At 52.0% G+C, this 22,351-nt stretch carries 24 protein-coding genes and 1 pseudogene; 10 read left to right on the top strand and 15 right to left on the bottom strand.

Going from position 1 to position 22,351, the window contains the following annotated elements:
* Positions 1–26: 26 nt before the first annotated feature.
* The 3 genes and pseudogenes from ACHHZ7_RS16660 (at position 27) to plaP (ending at position 2,587) form a co-directional block, all read left to right on the top strand.
* A pseudogene (locus ACHHZ7_RS16660) lies at positions 27–1,011 on the top strand (LysR family transcriptional regulator).
* 162 nt (positions 1,012–1,173) lie between these two features.
* Positions 1,174–1,236: a membrane protein YoeI gene (gene yoeI, locus ACHHZ7_RS16655; RefSeq protein WP_099045591.1), complete on the top strand. Its 63-nt coding sequence runs from the start codon at positions 1,174–1,176 to the stop codon at positions 1,234–1,236.
* The gene (gene plaP, locus ACHHZ7_RS16650) at positions 1,226–2,587 is read left to right on the top strand and encodes a putrescine/proton symporter PlaP (protein ID WP_003834188.1); all 1,362 of its coding nucleotides are present in this window, start codon (positions 1,226–1,228) and stop codon (positions 2,585–2,587) included. The genes yoeI and plaP overlap by 11 nt, the downstream gene beginning before the upstream one ends.
* A 59-nt stretch (positions 2,588–2,646) precedes the next feature.
* Here the strand turns inward: plaP and sbcB are convergent, their stop codons facing one another.
* Positions 2,647–4,071: an exodeoxyribonuclease I gene (sbcB, locus tag ACHHZ7_RS16645; RefSeq protein WP_060683604.1), complete on the bottom strand. Its 1,425-nt coding sequence runs from the start codon at positions 4,069–4,071 to the stop codon at positions 2,647–2,649.
* Between the two features lie 399 nt (positions 4,072–4,470).
* Here sbcB and phsA point away from each other — a divergent pair, with 399 nt between their 5' ends.
* The 7 genes from phsA to ACHHZ7_RS16610 all read left to right on the top strand — a co-directional run bounded on the left by phsA (position 4,471) and on the right by ACHHZ7_RS16610 (position 11,744).
* Positions 4,471–6,744: a thiosulfate reductase PhsA gene (gene phsA / locus ACHHZ7_RS16640; protein ID WP_060683605.1), complete on the top strand. Its 2,274-nt coding sequence runs from the start codon at positions 4,471–4,473 to the stop codon at positions 6,742–6,744.
* Between the two features lie 14 nt (positions 6,745–6,758).
* Entirely contained in the window at positions 6,759–7,337 is a 579-nt protein-coding gene (phsB, locus tag ACHHZ7_RS16635) for a thiosulfate reductase electron transport protein PhsB (RefSeq protein WP_003834185.1), read from the top strand.
* Positions 7,334–8,101, top strand: coding sequence for a thiosulfate reductase cytochrome B subunit (gene phsC / locus ACHHZ7_RS16630; protein WP_060683606.1), 768 nt, complete (start codon positions 7,334–7,336; stop codon positions 8,099–8,101). Before phsB ends, phsC begins: the two co-directional genes overlap by 4 nt.
* 139 nt (positions 8,102–8,240) lie before the next feature.
* Entirely contained in the window at positions 8,241–9,413 is a 1,173-nt protein-coding gene (gene dacD / locus ACHHZ7_RS16625) for a serine-type D-Ala-D-Ala carboxypeptidase DacD (RefSeq protein ID WP_060683607.1), read from the top strand.
* A 123-nt stretch (positions 9,414–9,536) separates the two neighbouring features.
* On the top strand, positions 9,537–10,004 hold the full coding sequence (gene sbmC / locus ACHHZ7_RS16620) for a DNA gyrase inhibitor SbmC (RefSeq protein ID WP_008785156.1): 468 nt from the start codon (positions 9,537–9,539) through the stop codon (positions 10,002–10,004).
* A 107-nt stretch (positions 10,005–10,111) separates the two neighbouring features.
* Positions 10,112–11,170: an FUSC family protein gene (locus tag ACHHZ7_RS16615; RefSeq protein ID WP_008785155.1), complete on the top strand. Its 1,059-nt coding sequence runs from the start codon at positions 10,112–10,114 to the stop codon at positions 11,168–11,170.
* A gap of 238 nt (positions 11,171–11,408) precedes the next feature.
* Positions 11,409–11,744 (top strand): DUF496 family protein, encoded by a 336-nt coding sequence (locus tag ACHHZ7_RS16610; protein WP_003834176.1) that lies wholly within the window; start codon positions 11,409–11,411, stop codon positions 11,742–11,744.
* A gap of 40 nt (positions 11,745–11,784) precedes the next feature.
* On the opposite strand, the gene ACHHZ7_RS16605 is transcribed toward ACHHZ7_RS16610, so the two are convergent.
* The 14 genes from ACHHZ7_RS16605 to pduJ form a co-directional block, all read right to left on the bottom strand.
* Positions 11,785–12,651: an L-threonine kinase gene (locus tag ACHHZ7_RS16605; RefSeq protein ID WP_057067505.1), complete on the bottom strand. Its 867-nt coding sequence runs from the start codon at positions 12,649–12,651 to the stop codon at positions 11,785–11,787.
* 92 nt (positions 12,652–12,743) lie between these two features.
* Positions 12,744–13,958 (bottom strand): acetate/propionate family kinase, encoded by a 1,215-nt coding sequence (locus ACHHZ7_RS16600; RefSeq protein ID WP_060683608.1) that lies wholly within the window; start codon positions 13,956–13,958, stop codon positions 12,744–12,746.
* Positions 13,943–14,395: a propanediol utilization protein PduV gene (gene pduV / locus ACHHZ7_RS16595; protein WP_060683609.1), complete on the bottom strand. Its 453-nt coding sequence runs from the start codon at positions 14,393–14,395 to the stop codon at positions 13,943–13,945. The genes ACHHZ7_RS16600 and pduV overlap by 16 nt, the downstream gene beginning before the upstream one ends.
* Positions 14,396–14,399: 4 nt before the next feature.
* Positions 14,400–14,750: a propanediol utilization microcompartment protein PduU gene (gene pduU, locus ACHHZ7_RS16590; protein ID WP_060683610.1), complete on the bottom strand. Its 351-nt coding sequence runs from the start codon at positions 14,748–14,750 to the stop codon at positions 14,400–14,402.
* Complete coding sequence (gene pduT / locus ACHHZ7_RS16585; RefSeq protein WP_003030201.1) at positions 14,750–15,304, bottom strand: propanediol utilization microcompartment protein PduT; 555 nt, start codon at positions 15,302–15,304, stop codon at positions 14,750–14,752. Before pduT ends, pduU begins: the two co-directional genes overlap by 1 nt.
* A gap of 2 nt (positions 15,305–15,306) precedes the next feature.
* On the bottom strand, positions 15,307–16,662 hold the full coding sequence (gene pduS / locus ACHHZ7_RS16580; RefSeq protein WP_057067507.1) for a cobalamin reductase PduS: 1,356 nt from the start codon (positions 16,660–16,662) through the stop codon (positions 15,307–15,309).
* A complete protein-coding gene (locus tag ACHHZ7_RS16575; RefSeq protein WP_057067508.1) occupies positions 16,659–17,771 on the bottom strand; it encodes a 1-propanol dehydrogenase PduQ in 1,113 nt (370 codons plus the stop codon). The genes pduS and ACHHZ7_RS16575 overlap by 4 nt, the downstream gene beginning before the upstream one ends.
* A 10-nt stretch (positions 17,772–17,781) precedes the next feature.
* Positions 17,782–19,167, bottom strand: a complete 1,386-nt coding sequence (pduP, locus tag ACHHZ7_RS16570) for a CoA-acylating propionaldehyde dehydrogenase PduP (RefSeq protein ID WP_008785148.1) — start codon at positions 19,165–19,167, stop codon at positions 17,782–17,784.
* On the bottom strand, positions 19,164–20,171 hold the full coding sequence (gene pduO / locus ACHHZ7_RS16565; protein WP_057067510.1) for a two-domain cob(I)yrinic acid a,c-diamide adenosyltransferase PduO: 1,008 nt from the start codon (positions 20,169–20,171) through the stop codon (positions 19,164–19,166). Before pduO ends, pduP begins: the two co-directional genes overlap by 4 nt.
* Positions 20,172–20,179: 8 nt before the next feature.
* Positions 20,180–20,455 (bottom strand): EutN/CcmL family microcompartment protein, encoded by a 276-nt coding sequence (locus ACHHZ7_RS16560; RefSeq protein ID WP_003030211.1) that lies wholly within the window; start codon positions 20,453–20,455, stop codon positions 20,180–20,182.
* 3 nt (positions 20,456–20,458) lie between these two features.
* Complete coding sequence (gene pduM / locus ACHHZ7_RS16555; protein ID WP_008785146.1) at positions 20,459–20,950, bottom strand: microcompartment protein PduM; 492 nt, start codon at positions 20,948–20,950, stop codon at positions 20,459–20,461.
* Entirely contained in the window at positions 20,947–21,579 is a 633-nt protein-coding gene (locus ACHHZ7_RS16550) for a phosphate propanoyltransferase (protein WP_008785145.1), read from the bottom strand. The genes pduM and ACHHZ7_RS16550 overlap by 4 nt, the downstream gene beginning before the upstream one ends.
* Positions 21,579–22,043, bottom strand: a complete 465-nt coding sequence (locus ACHHZ7_RS16545) for a BMC domain-containing protein (protein ID WP_048235096.1) — start codon at positions 22,041–22,043, stop codon at positions 21,579–21,581. Before ACHHZ7_RS16545 ends, ACHHZ7_RS16550 begins: the two co-directional genes overlap by 1 nt.
* A 24-nt stretch (positions 22,044–22,067) precedes the next feature.
* Positions 22,068–22,343 (bottom strand): propanediol utilization microcompartment protein PduJ, encoded by a 276-nt coding sequence (gene pduJ / locus ACHHZ7_RS16540; RefSeq protein ID WP_001057752.1) that lies wholly within the window; start codon positions 22,341–22,343, stop codon positions 22,068–22,070.
* Between the last annotated feature and the right edge of the window lie 8 nt (positions 22,344–22,351).

Raw genomic sequence — 22,351 nt, 5'->3', positions numbered from 1 at the left:
CCGCTGTATACCGCCAGGGGGCGAGTATGAAACCACTGCTGGACGTTCTTATCATCCTCGATGCATTAGAAAAAGAGGGCAGTTTCGCGGCGGCGTCGGCAAAATTGTTTAAGACGCCGTCTGCGCTTAGCTACACCGTCCATAAGCTGGAAAGCGATCTTAATATTCAGCTACTCGATCGCAGCGGACACCGGGCTAAGTTCACCCGCACTGGGCAGATGCTGCTGGAAAAGGGGCGGGAGGTGCTGCACACCGTCCGCGAACTTGAAAAGCAGGCGATTAAACTTCACGAAGGCTGGGAGAATGAACTGGTTATTGGCGTAGATGATACGTTTCCCTTTTCACTGCTGGCCCCACTCATCGAATCTTTCTATCAACACCACAGCGTGACGCGCCTGAAGTTTATCAATGGCGTGCTGGGCGGCTCCTGGGATGCCCTCACTCAGGGCCGGGCGGATATTATCGTTGGCGCCATGCATGAACCCCCAGCAGCTAGCGAATTTGGCTTTGCACGGCTCGGGGTTTTGGAACAGGTGTTTGTGGTTGCGCCGCATCACCCGCTGGCGCAGGAACAGGAACCGTTAAATCGTCGTACCATTCGCCGTTTTCGCGCCATTGTGGTGGGGGACAATGCGCAGCATGCCAACGTCTCAGGCTCCCAGGTGCTTGACGATCAAGAAGCCATTACCGTTTTTGACTTCAAAACCAAGCTGGAACTGCAAATCAGCGGTCTGGGATGTGGCTATATTCCGCGCTACCTGGCGCAGCGATTTCTGGAGAGCGGCGCACTGATTGAGAAAAAAGTGGTCGCGCAAATTGTCTTTGAACCCGTGTGGATAGGCTGGAGTGAACAGACCGCCGGGTTGGTCAGTGCCTGGTGGCGGGATGAAATTTTAGCAAATAGTGCTATTGCGGGGGTGTATGTTAAAACGGCTGCTGACAAATCAATCAGTTAAGAAAAAATATTCTTTTGTGGTCGCTTCAATCTCTTGTTATTTCTCCCCAATTTAGGGCAAAATACGCCGCTTGCAAAAAATGACATTAACCGACGTTTTAATACGCGTCGGTTATTTTTTTGCATCAAACCAATCATTCATAAAAGAGGCCGGGCTTCGTACCGGATAGATACTTACTTAAAAATCGACAGTTGTTGTCGCTGAGGATTAACAAAAAATGGGGCAATTTTTTGCTTACGCGACGGTTTTCGCCGTAATGGGGGATAACCATGTCGCATAACGCTACTCCAAACACCTCTCGCGTGGAATTACGTAAAACGCTTACGCTGGTTCCGGTTGTCATGATGGGCCTTGCCTATATGCAGCCGATGACGCTGTTCGATACATTCGGTATCGTATCAGGAATGACCGATGGTCACGTCCCGACAGCTTACGCCTTTGCACTGATCGCCATCCTCTTTACCGCACTGAGCTACGGTAAACTGGTGCGTCGCTATCCGTCTGCAGGCTCTGCCTACACTTACGCCCAGAAATCCATTAGCCCGACCGTTGGCTTTATGGTGGGTTGGTCATCACTGCTGGACTACCTGTTCGCTCCGATGATCAACATTCTGTTGGCAAAAATTTATTTTGAAGCCCTGGTGCCGTCGATACCGTCATGGATATTCGTGGTAGCGCTGGTGGCCTTTATGACCGCCTTTAACCTGCGCAGCCTTAAATCCGTTGCGAATTTCAACACCGTAATCGTGTTGTTGCAGGTGGTGCTGATTGCAGTGATCCTCGGCATGGTCGTTTATGGCGTGTTCGAAGGGGAAGGTGCCGGTACGCTGGCGAGCAGCCGTCCGTTCTGGTCAGGTGATGCACACGTGATCCCGATGATCACGGGCGCTACGATCCTGTGCTTCTCGTTCACCGGTTTTGACGGTATCAGCAACCTGTCAGAAGAAACCAAAGACGCTGAGCGCGTGATCCCGCGTGCGATTTTCCTGACTGCGCTGATTGGTGGCCTGATCTTTATCGTATCCACCTATCTGTTGCAGCTGTACTTCCCGGATATCTCGCGCTTCAAAGATCCAGACGCTTCACAGCCGGAAATCATGCTGTACGTCGCCGGTAAGTTCTTCCAGGTTGGCGCGCTGATTTTCTCTACCATTACCGTACTGGCGTCCGGTATGGCGGCGCATGCTGGCGTAGCGCGTCTGATGTACGTGATGGGGCGTGACGGCGTGTTCCCGAAAAGTTTCTTCGGTTATGTACACCCGAAATGGCGTACTCCGTCTATGAACATCATTCTGGTTGGTGCGATTGCTCTGCTGGCAATCAACTTCGACCTGGTGATGGCGACGGCGCTGATTAACTTTGGTGCGCTGGTGGCGTTTACCTTCGTTAACCTGTCGGTGATCTCCCAGTTCTGGATCCGTGAGAAGCGTAACAAGACGCTGAAAGACCACTTCCAGTATCTGTTCCTGCCGATGTGCGGTGCGCTGACCGTTGGTGCGCTGTGGGTGAATCTGGAAGAGAGCTCAATGGTTCTGGGTCTGATCTGGGCCGGTATCGGTCTGATTTACCTGGCTTGTGTGACCAAAAGCTTCCGCAACCCGGTACCGCAGTACGACGAAGATGTCGCGTAATAACAGCATTTAACTAAAAAAAAACGGAGACATGTTCTCCGTTTTTTTATACGTGGGATTTATACAATCTCTTCGGCATACTGCCAGAGTGATTTCAGCAGCATCAACTTTTCTTTGTTATCCGCATATTGCTGGCTCAATAACTGCAGTTCATTGGCGTAATTTTGCAAAAACTCCGGTGTGAATACCTGGCGGCGATGGTCCAGCCAGCGTTGCTGTTCTGCTTCGTCCAGCGTTCCCGGGAAGTTACGTGCACGGTAATTAAACAACAGTTTTTCAATGCGCTTATCGACAAAGGAGATATCCAGCGCCGGTAAATTGCGTGGTTCGGTTTCCAGAACGATTTTCATCGCCGCACGGTCAGCATAGCTGAAAAAGCCGTTGTACAGTTGGGCATCCACGTTATCTGACGGTGTAAAGGGTTCCGCATCTGCAAAGATCGCGACCACTTTGTCGCGTATCTGCGGATTTTCGCGCAGAACTTTGAGATTATCCAGACAGTGCTGGCGGTTAATGCCAAGACGGTCGGCATCTTCCGGACGCAGAGTATTCGCCTGTGCCAGTACCGGGCATTTGTTGATGTGCACCAGTTTAACCGGTACGGCCGGGTTATCACCCAGATCCACTTTAGACGTGTAGAGCCGCTCGCGCAGGGCGTCGCTGTCGAGTTCGAGCAGCGGCGAAATATCACCGGCTAAGTCGACCATAATAACCGCGTTACGATTCTCCGGATGCCACGCCAACGGCGCTACCCAACTGGTGTTTCCGCGCCATGCGCCGAACATACCAGAGACATGGACCAGCGGTTTCATTTGCGGGACATCAATCAGCGCGGCCAGCTTGTGCTTATTACGATGGCTGTAGAGGTAATCAAACAGACGCGGCTGGCGCGACTTCACTAATTGCGCCATTGCGATTGTGGCGTATACGTCCGCCATAGCATCGTGAGCATTGGTATGCTCAATACCGTTGGCTTTGGTCAAATGCTCCAGGCGGAAGCTGGGTAAGCCGTCGTCGTTTTCCGGCCAGTTAATGCCTTCAGGGCGCAGGGCATAGCAGGCGCGCATCACATCCAGCAGATCCCAGCGCGAATTATCGTTCTGCCAGCTCCAGGCATAGGGATCGTAGAAATTGCGATACAGGATGTTGCGCGTCACCTCATCATCGAAGCGCACGTTGTTATAGCCCAGGATACAGGTTTTCGGCACGGTGAACAGGGCGTGGATGCGTGCAGCAAATGCGGCTTCATTCTCTCCCTTTTCTCGTGCTTCCTGCGGTGTGATACCCGTAATCAACACCGCCTCAGGCTGCGGCAGATAATCGTCCGCGGGTTTGCAATAAAAGACTTCCGGTTCACCGATGATGTTGAAATCATTATCTGTGCGGATAGCCGCAAATTGCGCGGGTCTGTCCAGCGCCGGATGGGTACCAAAGGTCTCGTAATCGTGGAAGAGAAAACCAGGTTGCTGCTTGCCGTCATTCATTGTTCAGTTATGTCCGGGATCAATTTAGCGCTGGTTCAAGAATACCAAAAAATAGCGAGATAATCAGCTATGGCATTATCGAAGCTGGATTGTGTACGCAATAAAATTGAGATAAACAGGACATTAATGGAATTAATTAATAAATTCCGCACTGTTAAAATAAATTACGGAAATAAAACATCTTGAAGTTGCGGGGTTGTAAATAATCTAACTGATAACCATTATTGTTATTTTCCTCTTCTTGGTTGTGTTCTGGAAACTTTAAAAATCTTTTATAAACAATGGGTTTTTATTTATGTCAATTCGCTGTCATGCATTGTAATGAAATGTGATTGATGTAAAAAATAAATAACCCAAACGCCATATAATTATTGGATATATCTAATAACAGGAGGTTATATGAGCATTAGTCGGCGTAATTTTTTGCGAGGAGTGGGTATAGGCTGTTCAGCCTGTGCGATAGGCAGTTTCCCGCCTGGGGCACTGGCGCGAAATTCTCCAGAGAGCATCAAAGGGAAAACATCCCTGACGCCAAGTTTGTGCGAGATGTGTTCTTTTCGCTGCCCAATTCAGGCTCAGGTGATTAATAATAAAACGGTTTTTATTCAGGGAAACCCTAATGCGCCACAACAGGGGACACGTGTCTGCGCTCGCGGCGGCAGCGGCGTTAGCCTGGTCAACGACCCTCATCGCATTGTTAAACCCATGAAACGCACAGGACCTCGCGGGAGCGGTGACTGGCAGGTTATTAGCTGGGAACAGGCGTATAAAGAAATCGCCGAAAAAATGACGGCAATAAAAACGCAATATGGTCCCCAGGGAGTCGTCTTCTCGTCTAAATCTGGCTCGCTGTCTGGCCATTTATTTCACCTCGCGACGGCTTTCGGGTCACCGAATACCTTTACTCACGCATCAACGTGTCCTGCCGGTAAAGCCATTGCCGCTAAAGTTATGATGGGTGGCGATTTAGCCATGGATATCGCCAATACCCGTTATATGGTCTCTTTTGGCCATAACCTCTATGAAGGGATCGAGGTTGCGGATACGCATGAGCTGATGACCGCGCAGGAGAAGGGGGCGAAGATGGTCAGCTTCGATCCCCGTCTGTCCGTATTCTCCAGCAAGGCGGATGAATGGCATGCGCTCAAGCCGGGCGGCGATTTACCGGTGCTGATGGCCATGTGTCACGTCATGATCAATGAAAATCTGTATGACGCGGACTTTGTGGCGCGCTACACCACGGGGTTTGAGCAACTGGCAGAAGCGGTACAAGAGACCACGCCGGAATGGGCGCAGCAGCTCGCGGATGTGCCTGCTGATGTCATTGTTCGGGTCACCCGCGAAATGGCCGCCTGCGCGCCTCATGCCATCGTCAGTCCGGGCCATCGCGCGACGTTTTCGCAAGAAGAAATTGATATGCGGCGCATGATTTTTACCCTCAATGTGCTGCTTGGCAATATTGAGCGTGAAGGCGGTTTGTATCAGAAAAAAGCGGCGGCAACTTACAATAAGCTGGCTGGCGAGAAGGTCGCTCCGGTGCTGGCAAAACCCGATGCCAAATTACCCAAGCCAACGGCGCAGCGTATCGATCTGGTAGCCCCGCAGTTTAAGTACATCGCGGCGGGCGGTGGTGTGGTGCAAAGCATCATTGATGCTGTGTTAAATCAGACACCTTATCCGGTGAAGGCATGGATTATGTCCCGACACAACCCTTTCCAAACCGTAACCTGTCGACCAGATCTGGTCAAAACCGTTGAACAGCTCGACCTTGTGGTCAGTTGTGATGTCTACCTAAGCGAAAGCGCGGCGTATGCCGACTACCTTTTGCCTGAATGTACTTACCTTGAGCGCGATGAAGAAGTTTCAGACATGTCGGGTCTGAATCCAGCCTATGCCCTGCGTCAGCAGGTAGTAGAACCTATTGGTGATGCGCGTCCGAGCTGGCAAATCTGGAAAGAGCTGGCCGTGCAGTTAGGCCTTGGCCAATTCTACCCATGGCAGGATATGCAAACGCGTCAGTTATACCAGCTTAATGGCGATCATGCGCTATCTGCTGAATTGCGTCAGAAAGGGTATCGGGAGTGGGGTGTTCCGTTGCTGCTGCGTGAACCTGAAGCGGTGCGTCAGTTTGTGGAACGCTATCCGGGCGCGGTGGCGGTTGACAGCGACGGTACCTATGGCGAGCAACTGCGCTTTAAATCTCCGTCAGGAAAAATCGAACTCTATTCCGAAGAGCTGGAAACGCTCCTGCCTGGATACGGTATTCCGCGCGCGCGCAATTTTGCGCTTATAGGCGACAGTGAACTCTATTTTATCCAGGGAAAAGTGGCGGTTCATACCAACGGTGCGACGCAATACGTGCCACTGCTTAGCGAGTTGATGTGGGATAACGCGGTGTGGATCCACCCGCAAACGGCCCGTGAAAAAGGCATCAAAAGCGGTGATGACATCTGGCTGGAAAATGCGACCGGCAAGGAAAAAGGCAAAGCGCTGGTCACCGCCGGAATTCGGCCCGATACGCTGTTTGTTTATATGGGATTTGGCGCCAAGGCGGGAGCCAAAACCGCAGCGACAACGCACGGTATCCATTGCGGTAATTTGCTTCCGCATGTTACCAGTCCGGTTTCCGGTACGGTGGTCCACACCGCTGGCGTTACGCTTCGTCGGGCATGAGAAAGGAGAACATCATGAATCAATCTACAAACCCTTATGTCATGCTGCATGACGAGAAACGCTGTATCGGCTGTCAGGCATGTACGGTTGCCTGCAAAGTTCTGAATGATGTGCCAGAGGGATTTAGCCGTCTACAGGTGCAGATCCGTTCACCCGAACATGAACCCGAGGTGCTGTCCCACTTCCAGTTTGTTCGCGTTTCCTGTCAGCATTGTGAAGATGCGCCGTGTGTCAGCGTCTGTCCGACTGGTGCGTCATTTCGCGACGAAAATGGCATTGTGCAAGTGGATAAGTCTCGCTGTATTGGCTGTGACTACTGCGTTGCCGCTTGTCCGTTCCATGTCCGTTATCTCAATCCGCAAACGGGAATTGCCGACAAATGTAACTTCTGCGCAGATACCCGACTCGAGAGCGGTCAATCGCCCGCCTGCGTTTCCGTTTGTCCGACGGATGCGCTGAAATTTGGTCGTCGTGACGATCCGGAAATTCAGCACTGGATAAATCAAAAAGAGGTTTATCGCCAGCAGGATACGCGTAGCGGTCCGGTGAGTGTTTATCGGCGTAAAGAGATCCATCAGGAGGGTAAAGCATGAATTCTATCTGGGGAGCAGAGCTTGACTATGCGCCGGACTACTGGCCGCTGTGGCTCATTTATGCAGGCGTTGTTGTTGTGCTGATGATTGCGGGCCTGGTTATGCACGCGCTGTTACGTCGGATGCTGGCACCCAAGACGGCAACCGGAGAAGAGCACCGGGATTACCTTTATTCTCTGGCAGTCCGCCGCTGGCACTGGGGTAATGCGCTGCTTTTTATCCTGCTTTTGCTGAGTGGCCTGTTTGGTCACTTCTCTGTCGGACCGGTGGCATTGATGGTGCAGGTACATACCTGGTGCGGTTTCGCCTTGTTGGCCTTCTGGGTTGGTTTTGTGCTAATCAACGCAACCAGCGGCAACGGTTGTCATTACCGGGTGAAGTTTAACGGGTTGATATCACGCTGCTTGTTGCAAACGCGCTTTTATCTGTATGGCATCATGAAGGGTGAACCACACCCGTTTGCCGCAACGGCAGAGAGTAAATTTAACCCGCTACAACAGCTGGCTTATCTGGCCATCATGTATGCGCTGATTCCGCTGCTAATCATCACCGGGTTGTTATGCCTCTACCCGCAGGTGGTAGGGGCTGGGCCTTTGATGCTGGTGCTGCATATGGTGTTGGCGATTGTCGGCTTACTGTTCATCTGTGCACATATTTACCTGTGCACGCTGGGTGACACACCGGGGCAAATTTTCCGCAGCATGATAGATGGCTATCATCGTCATCGCAGCCATCACGCAGAGACAGCACCGCGCAAAGGGTAACGTCAGACGCGGTCGATATCTGAAATCCTTTCCTTACAGCAAGAAAATGTGCCTTATGTCACATTTTCTTGCAATTTATCCATGTTTGTTCGCCAGAACTTCCGTAAAAAGAACGGCTATTTCTCCATTTCCTGAGGACATGCTGTTGAAACGCCGTTTGTTTATTGCCGCTTCACTATTTGCGATGAGTTTTTCGCCCGCGTACGCGACCGACGTCGCCAGTTTCGCTCCACAGCCTCCGGCAATTAATGCCGGTGCGTGGGTATTAATGGATTACACCACGGGCCAAATCCTGACAGCCGGAAATGAACACCAGCAGCGCAACCCTGCCAGCCTGACCAAGCTGATGACCGGCTATGTTGTTGATCGCGCAATCGACAGCAAGCGTATTAGTCCGACAGATATTGTCACCGTAGGGCGCGATGCCTGGGCGAAAGATAATCCGGTATTCGTCGGTTCATCCTTAATGTTCCTGAAAGAAGGGGATCGCGTTTCTGTGCGCGATCTGAGTCGCGGGTTAATTGTTGATTCCGGTAATGATGCCTGTGTGGCGCTGGCGGATTACATCGCCGGAGGGCAGCCGCAGTTTGTCGCGATGATGAACAACTATGTGCAAAAGCTGAACCTGCGGGACACGCATTTTGAAACGGTACATGGTCTGGATGCGCCAGGTCAGCATAGCTCAGCTTACGATCTGGCCGTGCTGTCGAGAGCTATCATCCATGGAGAGCCGGATTTCTACCATATATACAGTGAAAAAAGCCTTACCTGGAACGGAATCACGCAGCAAAACCGTAACGGTTTGTTGTGGGATAAAACTATGAACGTCGATGGTCTGAAGACAGGACATACCTCCGGCGCTGGATTCAACCTGATTGCTTCTGCCGTTGATGGGCAGCGCCGCCTGATTGCAGTTGTGATGGGGGCGGAGAGTGCGAAAGGGCGTGAAGACCAGGCGCGAAAATTGCTGCAATGGGGACAACAGAACTTCGATACCGTGCAGGTATTACGTAGCGGTAAGCAGGTTGGTATTGAACGGATCTGGTACGGCGATAAAGAAAAAATTAGCCTTGGCACAGAGCAGGATTTCTGGATGGCCCTGCCTAAAGCCGAAGTCGCTAATATCAAGGCAAAATATGTTCTTGATAAGAAAGAACTGGTTGCCCCCATTGCTGCCCATCAACGTGTGGGGGAAATTGAACTCTACGATCGGGATAAACTGGTGGCGCACTGGCCTCTGGTTACGCTGGAGTCTGTCAACGAAGGCGGCGTCTTCTCGCGTTTGAGCGATTACTTCCACCACAAGGCGTAGTTTTTCCTGATGTGCCTGACTGGCAAGAGTGCGAATCTGCTCACATAATAATCACTGATTCCTTGTGGCCGTCATACCTAAAAATTACACTGTATATAAATACAGTGTAATAACGGAGGTTATATGGAGTACGAGATAAAGCAGGTCGAGAAACGCATAATTGCCGGTTTTCACATGGTTGGACCGTGGGAACAAACGGTAAAGCAGGGTTTCGAGCAGTTAATGATGTGGGTCGACGGTAAGCAGATCGTACCGCTGGAATGGATAGCCGTTTATTACGACAATCCTGACGTTGTTCCGGCGGAAAAACTGCGTTGTGATACCGTGGTGTCTGTGCCTGAAGGTTTTGAGATCCCAGAAAACAGCGAGGGGGTGATCCAGACCGAACTGGCGGGGGGCGACTATGCTATCGCCGTTGCGCGCGTTGAAAATCATGACTTCGCGACGCCGTGGTATCAGTTCTTTGAGCGCCTGCTGCAGGATTCGACGTATGCGATAGCCGCTAAACCTTGCTTTGAAGTTTATATGAACAATGGCATGGAGGACGGCTACTGGGACATTGAAATGTACGTGCCGGTACAGTCGAAGTAACTGTTTTTGGTGTAAATCAGGATGAATGTCCTGGTCATCAGAGTGATGTTTTCACTCAAAAAACAGGTACAATTCTGTTCTTTGCAATTCCCTGACGGAGTGCATGAGTGCGTGCAGATAAGTCACTGAGTCCTTTTGAAATTCGTTTGTATCGTCATTATCGTGTGGTGCATGGTGTTCGCATTGCGCTGGCGTTTCTTTTTACTTTTCTGTTGGTTCGCCTGTTGAACATTCCTGAAGGTACATGGCCTCTGATTACGTTGGTGGTAATTATGGGGCCTATTTCCTTTTGGGGGAACGTTGTCCCCAGAGCGTTTGAGCGTATTGGCGGGACAATTCTGGGTTCGGTACTTGGGCTGGTGGCCCTGCGTCTGGAGCTCTTTTCACTTCCGCTAATGCTGATATGGTGCGCGGTGGCGATGTTTCTCTGCGGCTGGCTGGCACTGGGTAAAAAGCCGTATCAGGCGTTGCTGATTGGTATAACGCTTGCGGTCGTTGTGGGTGCCCCCGCTGGAGATATGAACACAGCGTTATGGCGCGGTGGCGATGTTATTCTGGGTTCATTACTGGCAATGCTGTTTACCGGTATCTGGCCGCAGCGGGCATTTATACACTGGCGAATTCAGCTGGCGCATTGCGTAACGGGGTACAATCGGGTGTATCAGGCTGCGCTATCTCCCAACCTGCTGGAGCAACCGCGACTGGAGAAGCATTTACAACAGCTTTTAAGCGATGTTGTCAAAATGCGTGGGCTCATCGTTCCTGCCAGCAAAGAAACCCGCATTCAAAAATCCATCTTTGAAGCTATTCAGACGGTTAATCGTAACCTGGTCTGCATGCTTGAGCTGCAAATCAATGCGCTCTGGGCCAGCCGTACAAGCCACTTTGTTATGTTGAATGCGCATACTTTGCGTGAAACACAGCTCAGGACACAACAGGCGCTACTGACGATAACCCACGCATTGTATGAAGGTAATCCACAACCGGTGCTTGCCAATACGGAAAAACTCAATGACACCGTGGTGGAGTTACGTCAGCTTATTGCTGAGCATAAGGGCGATAATGTCGCTGAAACGCCCATTCACGGCTACGTTTGGCTAAATATGGAAATGGCGCGACAGCTGGAGTTGCTCTCTCATTTGATCTGTCGCGCGCTGCGCAAATAAAGAGCAGATGAGGGGATTGGTTCTACTGCTGCTTCGATTCAGCAACGAATAGAGGTATGATACTGAAAAAGGCTAAAACCATTGGTAACTGCAATGGCTTTACCCTCGATAATTCAGGTTTCAACCATGCATGGTCGATGCAGATGCAACTTGAAGTATGGCGGGCATGAAAGTAATGTTGACCCACTTTAGCCGTTGTTTTAACGAATCCGAATCTCACATTATCAGGGGTGTAAAAATGGAAACTACCAAGCCTTCTTTCCAGGACGTGCTGGAATTTGTTCGTCTGTTCCGTCGTAAAAACAAACTGCAACGTGAAATCCAGGACGTTGAGAAAAAGATCCGTGACAACCAGAAACGTGTTCTGCTGCTGGACAACCTGAGCGACTACATCAAGCCTGGAATGAGCGTGGAAGCGATTCAGGGCATTATCGCCAGCATGAAAAGCGATTATGAAGATCGTGTTGATGATTACATCATCAAAAACGCTGAGATCTCTAAAGAGCGCCGCGACATCTCTAAAAAGCTGAAAGCGATGGGCGAAGTGAAAAACGGCGAAGCGAAAGCCGAGTAACGATTTTATGCTTGTCCGGGTCGCTGCTTAGCGGCGGCCCTTATTGCAGTTCGACCCCGCCAGTTACCATCCGCAACAAATGCTGTTCCGGCCAGTGTTCCGTCAATTTTTTCTGCGTCAGCATCCATTTAATGTAGTCCACATCATGACGCTTTCTGTCGAGCATCAGACCGACTACGCTGCCACTGTGCGCAACGTTGATACCGTATAAATCACATTCTTCTACCAGCGCTAAAAGTGAATCAAAATTTGGTTTAGGTAACAGCAACTGGCTGGCGATCGCGCTCAGCGTGGCGGCTTCACCCATCCGATAAGGATTTTGACTGATACATGCTTCCTGTACCTTTTCCCATGCGCGTTTCAGCGCTGGAGCGCCTGCAAGTAACCCTGACTGGCGTGGAGTACGGTGATAATCAGCGGTAAGCAAGGTTTCCGGGCTTTCGAGAACCAGCAGATCGAGTTGAGGCTGGGCTTCACAGGCAATTTGCGTGGAGGCGTCGTTGTGATCGAACAGCGTAAGCTGGCGGAAAACGGTGCTGTCGGTAGGTTCCAGCGAAACGCAAAGCTGCGCCAGAGTGGATTCGTCTAGCTGATGACCCAGATACTGCGCCGTGGCGATTGCCGTGGCGGCGATATCCGCTGTGCTGCTGGCCATCCCTTTAGCGACAGGAATGGTTGACTGGACATCAATTCGAATATCCTGACTCATTTGTGCCGGGTATTGCCAGTGCAGCAATAACCTCTCAACCATCGCCCGCGAAAGTGGACGTTCATCTGTCAGCGGTGAACCTGAAGTGACCTCAACGGTGCTATACCATTCAACCGGGCAGGAGACCAATTTCTCACTGCCCAGAATCCAGCCCTGGATAAGTTCTCCGCACGATGCGGGACATTGCGCAACAGCCACGTCTTCACCTATGTGATCAGAAATCTTCGGCGCATAGTGTCATGGCGATCGCGCTATTACCATGATTTGCCGCAATTTGCGGTGCGGCAGTATTATGCAGGAATGCCCAATGTCACAGTTTCAGATATCGCTAAACGCATAACGTCTTGCGCAATCATCAGCTCTTCATTGGTATTAATCACCGCCACTTTGACCATCGCATTTTCCGTCTGAATGAAGGTGGCATTACGCTGATTTTTTTCCTCATCAACGGCCAGCCCCAGGAAATTCAGATTACGACAAATCGCAGCGCGCGCCCGTGCGGAGTTTTCGCCAATACCACCGGTAAACACCAGGGCATCCAGACCGCCCATCTGCATAATATAGCTACCAATGGTGGCACGAATGCGCTCAGCAAAAAGCGTCAACGCCAGCGCCGCCTGGTGATTGCCCGTATCTGCGGCATGTTCAACGTCGCGGTAGTCAGGTGAGATGCCAGAAACACCGAGCAATCCGGACTCATTGTTGAGCAATTGGTTGAGCTGCTGCGGTGTTTTGCCTTCTCGCAGGGCAATCCACGGTAAAATGGACGGATCGATATCGCCACTTCGCGTGCCCATCATCACGCCAGACTGCGGCGTAAAGCCCATTGACGTATTCACCGATTGTCCGCCTTTGATGGCGCAGATGCTGCTGCCGTTGCCCAGATGACAACAAACAACGCGCAGGGCGCTGAGTGGTACACCCAGTTTTTCAGCAAGCTGTGAGCTAACGTATTTGTGGCTGGTACCATGAAAACCATAGCGACGAATACCCAACTCTGAATAGTAACGCCAGGGCAGGGGATAGATGAAAGAAGGCTCATCAAGCGTTTGATGAAAGGCAGTGTCGAACACCGCAACGGCTGGCGTTTTGGGCAATAGCTGGCGGAATACCGCGATCCCCAACGCATTTACCGGGTTATGCAGAGGGGCCAGTTCCGCGAGTCGCTCGATTTCTGCGAGCGTTTCATCAGTTACCAGCGCAGAGTCTTTAAAGGATTCCCCGCCGTGCGCGACGCGATGGCCCACGCCGTCGATCTCTTCCAGACTGCTGATAATGTGGTGGTTGAGCAGTTTTTCCAGGAGCAACGTTACGGCTTCACGGTGATCGGCTACGGGCAAAGTCTCCTGCCATTTCTGCGCTGGTGTTTTTAGGGTGACCTGCGCATCATACAAACCGATACGTTCAATCAACCCCTGACAGATCATTTCACCCTGCGGCATCGCCAGTAGTTGAAATTTAAGCGAGGAACTACCTGCATTAATGGCCATTATTTTGTGAGACATGAAGGTTCCTTTGCATTCAGAAAAATGAACATCTCATCGACCCCAGTATTCTCCAGCGCGCTGGTGACAAATACTTTTTGCGCGCCAGCCTGAACTAACCAACTCTCCACAAGATAAATACGCTGCGGGTTGGCTAAATCGGCTTTGGTAACGAGGCCAATAACGGGTCGGTTCATTGGTCCGGTAAAACCGGGAGAAAATGGTGACCACGGCGCGTCAGCATTGAGTACCAGCGCAATAATGTCTGCTTCACAGGCGCTGGCCAGCAGCGCGCTGTACAGGCAGCGGTTCTCAAGATATTCACCCGGTGTGTCTATTGTCGTAGGAGACCAGACTATGGCCTGAGTTTTCTGGTAGTGAAGCGCTTCTCCCCGCATGCACTGTGTGAGCGATGTTTTACCGCACTGGCTGGGGCCAATTAGCATGATACGTTTCATGAGATTACGTCCGAGTGATGGGACACGCGGTAAAACGCATCATTTCGCCGAGCATTCGGGTTACCTGTTTCAGCGCGTACTCAACGGCGGAAACATCACCCGTCAGAACCACCGCACCGGTAAACCTGTCGAGAAAACCAATCTCTACCGCCCCGGATTTCGTGGCGATATCACAGGCGATGATTGAGGCTTCGCTGGGGGTAATGGTCAGAATACCGATTGCGGAAACCGCATCTGGTAATCCCAGCTTCTTGAACAAATCTTTACCTGGATTAGCAATAAGATGCGCCAGCGTGACCTGTTTGCCAGGAACATATTCCTGAATCATTCGATCCGTGGTGGGTTGTCTTTCCATTATCCCTCCACCATTTGTCGCCACATGCTTTCATGCGGGCGAGGTATGACCGAGCGGTAAACCAGCAGGCCTTTTTCACCCGCACTTTCACTGGCAACCGTCACTGCGTTATTCACATCGGATACATCGCCAGCAACGACCATGTAGCACTTGCCGCCAATACCAAATGCCATATGGACGCGTACCAGCGTGACGTTGGAGGCTTTAACCGCCCGGTCGGCGGCGCAGATGCAGGCAGCAACGCTCCATGTTTCGACAATACCAACAGCCTGACGCTTATCCACGCTGTTTAGTCCGCTGATTGCGGGGAGTACGCTGGCATGAATGTTGGGGAGTACCAGACTGTCAACGAGCATATCGCCAGCAAGAGATGTTCCAGTGGCAATCGCCTGTTGTACGGCACCTACGTCACCACCGAGCATGAGTAGAAATTTTCCCGGGCAGATGGTCTTGCTGACCAGTAAATTCACATTCGCGCTTTTTAACATGGCATCACCAGCTTCCATCCCTTTGGCAATGCTGGTGAGTTCTAAAATCCCTATAGCCTGAGACATGATTAACCTCTAATTACCGTGATAGATTGCTCAGTGATTTCGCTGACAATACCGTCAATGCTGGCGTGAACAGGCGCACCTAATGCACCGGACGGCACATCGGCAACGCATTGACCGCGAACAACGCGTTCGCCTTGTTCTACACATGGGATGGCGCTGGCACCAATATGCTGGCGTAACAACAGCGTCGTTTTATCTGTGGAATAATCATTCTCAGCCAGTGGCGCATCGTGATACCAGTCGCTAAGACCCAGTTTGGTAATAAGGCGCTTAACCGGGATCAACCGGTATTTCGCCATTTCATCCTCAGGATTTAGCGGCCCTTCATAACGATGGTTGAGCGCCCGCAGCTCGCGTTTCAGCATACGGTTGATGCGCATCGGTGAAATCCCAACCGGGCAGGCTACGCTTTCACACACATTGCATTCTGAACAGGTCAGGGCGGTGAGCAGCAGCTGTGGTGTGGCCGCCTGCTGATAATTAACCGCACGAACCAACAGGTGCGGGGATAATTCATGGCCGATCAAATGCCTTGGGCACAAATCCGTACACAAACGGCACTGCTCGCAAACGGTTTTTGCTACAGAAAGCACGGTGCGTTCATCCTGCATCCGCCGCTGAATTAACGCATGAGACTTAGGCAAAACCAGCAGGCCCCCGGTGGTCTTGCTTACGGGGGTATCCAGTGAAGTAATCAGGCCGCCCATCATCGGACCACCGTTAATAAAGCCGGGATCGTCAACGGTTGCGCCACCGGCCAGCGCCAGAACGTCACGTAAAGACATTCCGATAGGGACAGTGAGTGTGATGGGACTGGCGACTGCACCGTTAACGGTCAGGGTGCGACGCGTAACGGGGTACTGCTGCTCAACTGCTCTGGCGATGTTGAGCACGGTCTGAACGTTATTGACCACCACACCGACGCTGACCGGCAGCGCGGCAGGCGGAACTCTCCGACCTGTTGCCATCCAGATGGTCAGAACCTCGTCACCAGCCGGGTAGACATCAGGCAAAATATGTAAGCGGATCCCGGCAGGTAGAAGGGGGGTTAATGCATTGATAGCACCTTGGTATTTCTCCTTGAGCGCAATAATTCCGGCACTGGCTCCCGTCGCCGTCATGGCATATTGAACGCCGCGGATAAGTCGCTCAGCCTGGACGGCCATCAACTGCTGGTCAACTTTCAGCATTGGCTCACATTCAGCCGCATTGACCAGAAAGGTATCGACCTGCGCCTGTAATTTTACGTGAGTAGGAAAGCCTGCGCCTCCGGCTCCGACAACACCCGCTGCGCGAACGCGTTCGCGAATGGTCTGTGCATCATAAAGCGTGGACTCTGCCGTCATGGCTGTCTTCATAATAATTCCTCAAGCAGTTCCTGCATGGCACTGGCATCGGCAACACGAGGATTGGTTTGCAGCGTGACGTCAGCCAGCGCGGCCTGAACCATCGATGGGATACGTTGTGACCAGACTTGCTTTCCGTCTTTAAGCGCGTCAACGAAAGAAGGTAACGCACACTGTTTTTTGAGAAGCTCAATTTGATGAATGAGCGCATTCAGCGCAGCCGTATCGTTCGCATTATCCGGGCATAAATGGCAGGCTTTAGCAAAACGGGCATAGCGCTTCGCAGCTCGCGGATCGCGGGCATTAAAATAAATGACATGGGTCAGCAGCAGCGCATTGGCAAGTCCATGCGGCAGATGAAACTGACCACCCAATTGATGGGCAATCGCATGATTGATCCCCAGTCCAGCCTGACTAAATGCCATTCCCGCGAGCGTTGATGCATTGTGCATTTTCCCCCGCGTTGCCAGACAGTCGCCTTTGCTGACGGCGACAGGCAGGTACTGGAAGACGATTTGAGCCGCTTTTTCAGCCAGTGCGTCTGTGAAGTCGCTGGCCTTCGTGGACACGTAAGCCTCCAGTGCATGCGTTAACACGTCCATGCCGGTATTCGCGGTGATGGCAGGTGGTACGCTGACAACCAACGTTGGATCAAGGATGGCCATGTCCGGGTAAAGTGCATTATTAAACAATGGATATTTAATGCCTTTATCCGGATCGCTAATCACGCAGGCACTGGTTACCTCGGAGCCTGTGCCGCTGGTGGTGGGAATTGCGACACAGGTTTCAATTTCAATACCGAACTGTCGGCTGAACCAGACGATGGCTTTTGCGGCGTCCAGTGCTGAGCCGCCACCAAAACCCATCACGACGTCTGGTTGTAGGGACTGCATTTGTGCAATCCCTTGAACTACCGTGCCGATGGTGGGATCGGGGGTGATATCGCTGAAAATGCTGATGCGGTTATCCGCTGGCAGAGCGTTGCGCAGCTTTTCAATCAGGGGAGAACGCGCGAGAAAACCATCGCAGATAATCCAGATATGCTTATTCGTGAAGCGCTTGAGCACATCCAGACTTCCCTGGCCGCTGTACAATCGAGTTTGCAGTGAAAAGCTTTTCATAACGGCCCCATTAGCGAATAGAAAAACCGTTTGTCAGCACGCAACGACGAGAGCGTGCGAAAGTGCGCGCAGATGTTGTTCCTTCACCGGTTGGCGTCGCAATAGTGAAGGTTGTAAAACCTTCACCACCAACGCCGATCCCGGCGTAAGAGGGGCCATTTTTCACAAAGATGGAGGTCTGAAGCGTGCGCGCGGCAAGGTTCAAACGTGACACATTTTGCGAATGCATAATGGCGGTGTGATGCAATCCCTCTTCAACTTTCAGGGCCAACGTTAATGCACTGTCAAAATCGCTCACCGTTACGACGGGGAGCATTGGCATCAATTGCTCGCTGGTAACCCACGGGTCGTCAGCCTTGACGATGCCTGTCAGTAATCGAGGTACTTTTGCCGGAACCGGTATTCCTGCTGCTTCCAGTAAGGTTGCCGGGCTTTTACCCACCAGTTTTTTATTGGCTATGCCTTCTGGTAGACAGACAGCGCGCAGTTTGTCTACCTCTTCGCTATTGAGAAGCATCGCACCAAAAGACTGCATCTGTTGAACCAGTCGTTCGGCAACGGCATCAACAACAATCAGGCTCTTCTCAGCGATGCAGGGGAGGTTGTAATCAAAGGATGCGCCATTGATGATATCCTCTGCCGCCTTAACCAGGTCGGCCGTTTCATCAACAATGCAGGGTGGATTTCCTGCGCCTGCGCCGATGACTTTTTTCCCGCTTTTCATGCCCATAGCAACAATGCCTGGGCCACCGGTAATCGCGAGAACTGCGATTTTAGGGTGCGCCATCATCTGCTGGGTAGCCTCAAAGGTGGGTTCTGTGACCGTAACGACAAGATTACGAATTCCGCAGCAACGGAAAGCAATATCTTCAATCATGGCAATCAGCTTGAGTGAAACCTTTTTGGCACCCGGATGCGGACTGAAGTAAACGCTATTCCCTGCCGCCAGCATGCTGATGCTGTTGTTAATAATGGTCTCTGTCGGGTTAGTACTGGGGGCGACAGAACCAATCACGCCAAATGGGGAATACTCGAATAACACCATGCCGCCGTCACCGGTTAACGCCGTGGTAGTGAGATCTTCGATTCCTGGAGTGTTGTCCAGCGCGGCTTTATTTTTAAGGAACTTATCCTCTTTGTTGCCCATTCCTGTTTCAGCTGCGCTCTCAGCGGCCAGTGAAGCAAGATGAGGCGTCAGTTCTTCGCGTAGGGCGTTTATGATGGCGCTGCGGGTTTTCAATGGACATTGCTGGTAACGCAGAAAAGCCTGATGCGCTGCATCGATAGCTTCGCCAACGGACGGAAAAATACCGTTACCCTGAACTTCTGCTTTTGCCGGGGCGAGTTGCTCACTCAAAATGTTACGAATAAGGGTTTCAAGTTCTGAAGTATTCATTGATGTGTTCTCACGTTAATCGCCGCAATGGCCGTTTCTGCAATGTCCATATCCTGTTCAACGCTTCCTCCGCTGATGCCAAGACCCCCGAGGAGTAAACCCTCACGCCATAATGCGTATCCGCCACCGAAGGTGACGACTTTTCCCTGCATATGGCTTTCCAGACCGTAAAGCGCAGCGCCGGGTTGCACTGCCGATGTCAGCTCATGTGTGGCGGTTTTCATCGCCACGGCAGTCCAGGCTTTTTTGGGTGCCAGTTCGCTACTCACGAGTAAAGCGTCAGGCATGCGCCAGGCCACCATTTGGGTTCCGTTGGCATCAACAATGCTAATGACGACCGGAACCTGAAGTTCTTCTGCTCTCGTCACCGCAGCGCGAGTGAGTTGGTGGAGCTCCTGAAAAGACAGAGACATAGTCGGCTCCTTTATGGCTGGTGCTTGAACGGCAGCGAGATAGCGCTCAGCCACTTTCTGAATGATGTCGTTTTGATGGGCGTCATGATCTTCTGCTCGTGCAAGCGCATATAAGCAGTCGGACAGGCGATTGATATAACGCATCAGCACGTGTCTGACGGATATATCGGTGGAGAGCTCGACCAGTCGTCTCTCTGCGCGGCGTGCCAGCGTACGGGCAAAGTGCAGTCGGCTGGCGGCTTCGCTGCGGCCAGGTAGAATAAAGCTGCGCAGGGGCGGTACTCTTCCCATTGCGGTATCGATGGCAGCTTCCAGTGCCGCAATTTCTTCTGAGCTGATGTAGCGCTGCTCTGGCGTTGGTTCTTCGCTTTCGCTTGCCAGTTCGGCGCTGAACCAAAAAAGCTGCAGCTGGATATTTTCAAGTAACTGCCGGTGCTGCGGGGTTTTCGCTGCACAAACGCACAGACTTAGCGCCGCATTCAGTTCGTCCAGCGTACCGTAGGCTTCCACGCGTGGATGCGTTTTGCTCACGCGCTGTCCGGTAAAGAGGGCTGTTGTTCCGGCATCACCAGTGCGGGTATAAATCGCCATAGTTCCTCCTAACGAGAAAGCGTGTCGACAATGCCGACGATAGCCAGATCGATGGCCTCATTAGGGCCAGAAAAAACGTGTCTGGCGCTGGATCCGCTGCTGAGTAATACCAGTTCGCCGGTCCCTGCGCCGACAGAATCAACAGCGACTTCATCTCCACTCACAGGGGATGCAGGAAGCTCTCCGTCAGCACTTACCCGACGTACCAGCAACAGTTTTTTTCCCACCAGTGATGGGGATTTTTGCGTGGAAACCACAACGCCTGTAACCCGGGCCAGATGCATAGCTCACTCCTGCTTAATTAGTTGGACATTTCGCAGACTGACAGCTTCCTGAGCCAGAGCCGTCACAACACACCGACGGCGCAACACCAGTACGCCATCCCTTAATTGGGCGACGTCGGCATAGCTGAGAAGCTTCTCAGGATGCAAAAAGATGATTCGTCCCCGTTCGTCATTGAACTCCAGCGGCAGACGTGCGAGTTTTTTCACGGGGATTGCGGGTAACAATCGGTGTTGTAGTGAAATTTTCACGCGGACTCCGCATGCCAGCGCGTCGTGAATCTTTCCCACCGACATGTTGGCTGGGCAGCCTTCGGCAATTTGTTCCAGTAATGGCAGATCCACTTGTTGGAGATGGAGCGACGAGTACTGGCAGCATACTGTCCGTGAATCGATTTCCCGTAACTGCGCGACGCTAAGAGTGAGCGTGCTTTCCGCGCGTTTTTTTAATCGGGAAACAACCTCCTCGATAATGCGTTGCAGCAGTTCGTTGTTCATCGTGAGGTCACCAGTGTGGCGAATGCCTGGGGATTATCAGCGCCTGCAGCATTGGCTTCGTCTGTATCAATATGCATTTCGAGGCGCATATCCGGCGAAACGCGTACGGCGACGTTATCGAAAATCAGTCGACGTTCATCGCCATTAATGGCGACCGAGACTTTATCACCATGGGAAACCCGCAGAATCAGAGCATCGAGCGGCGACATATGGATATGCCGTTGGGCGACGATCACCCCAGATGCTAAGTCCAGTTCAGCAAATGGGCTGACGAGACGAACACCGGGTGTGCCCTGAATATTGCCCGACATCCGCAGCGGAGCAGCAATTCCCAACGTGCGGGCGTCGGTACGAGAAATTTCGACCTGGCTGGTACTGCGCAGCGGGCCGAGTAAACGCACATTTTTTAACTGGCCTTTTGGCCCCACCAGCGTGACAGTCTGCTCTGCTGCATATTGTCCTGGCTGCAACAGCCCTTTTTTCTCACTAATGGGGTGATTGGGAAACAAGCGACCGTAATCTTCAGCGCACAGATGAATATGACGATTAGAGATCCCCAGCGGAATCGGGCGCTCGCGCATTTCATCCAGAACCTTAGCGACAGTGGTCTCCAGTTGCTGTTTATCCATTACGCTTCACCTCGTTTGCCAGAGTGAAGACAAAGCGTGCGCGGCTCGCCTTTTTGGCGAGGGCAGGCAGGATCAAGACACAAATTGCAGCTAATCAACTCTGCATCTTGCGGTGCTTCGGGTACATCATGGTCTACAAATATCTCTTCATGCGCTACGGCTGGTATGGGTTCGGGCGTTGGCTCAGGCTCCAGGACAACGCTATGCGACAGGATCCCATCCCCGGGTCTGGAAATGACTTTGTGAGCCACCAGTCCATCTCGCTGGTCAGCGAAACTGACACCGGTGGAAATGGCCGCCTGGACGGAGGCCACATCCCCGATTATCTTGATCACCGTCCAGCCTGAGCCGTTGGTTTTTTCGAGGCCCACCAGCGTGATGGAGGCGGCTTTCGCCATGACGTCCGCGCAACTGATGGCTAATGCCAGACCACTAACTTCAAGTAATCCCAGTGATTGCTTCACGCTGTGCTCCTTGGTTGCAACGACTTATGCGGATTTAGGTAAAATGGCTTCAACGTCGCTGTGCGGACGCGGGATAACGTGGCAGGATTTCACCTCACCAACGGCGCTTGCGGCTGCGCTTCCAGCATCTACGGCTGCTTTCACTGCGCCGACATCACCGCGAACCATAACGGTGATAAGGCCAGAGCCGATTTTTTCGTAACCAACCAACTGCACGTTTGCGGATTTCACCATGGCATCAGCGGCTTCAATAGCGCCGACAAGCCCTTTTGTTTCAACCAGTCCCAGTGCGTTATTCATACTGCTTT

The organism is Citrobacter freundii complex sp. 2024EL-00216 (assembly GCF_043945515.1).
GTDB lineage: Bacteria > Pseudomonadota > Gammaproteobacteria > Enterobacterales > Enterobacteriaceae > Citrobacter > Citrobacter portucalensis.
The sequence above is the reverse complement of the archived record's forward strand: the minus strand, read 5'-3'. Positions and strand labels throughout refer to the sequence as shown.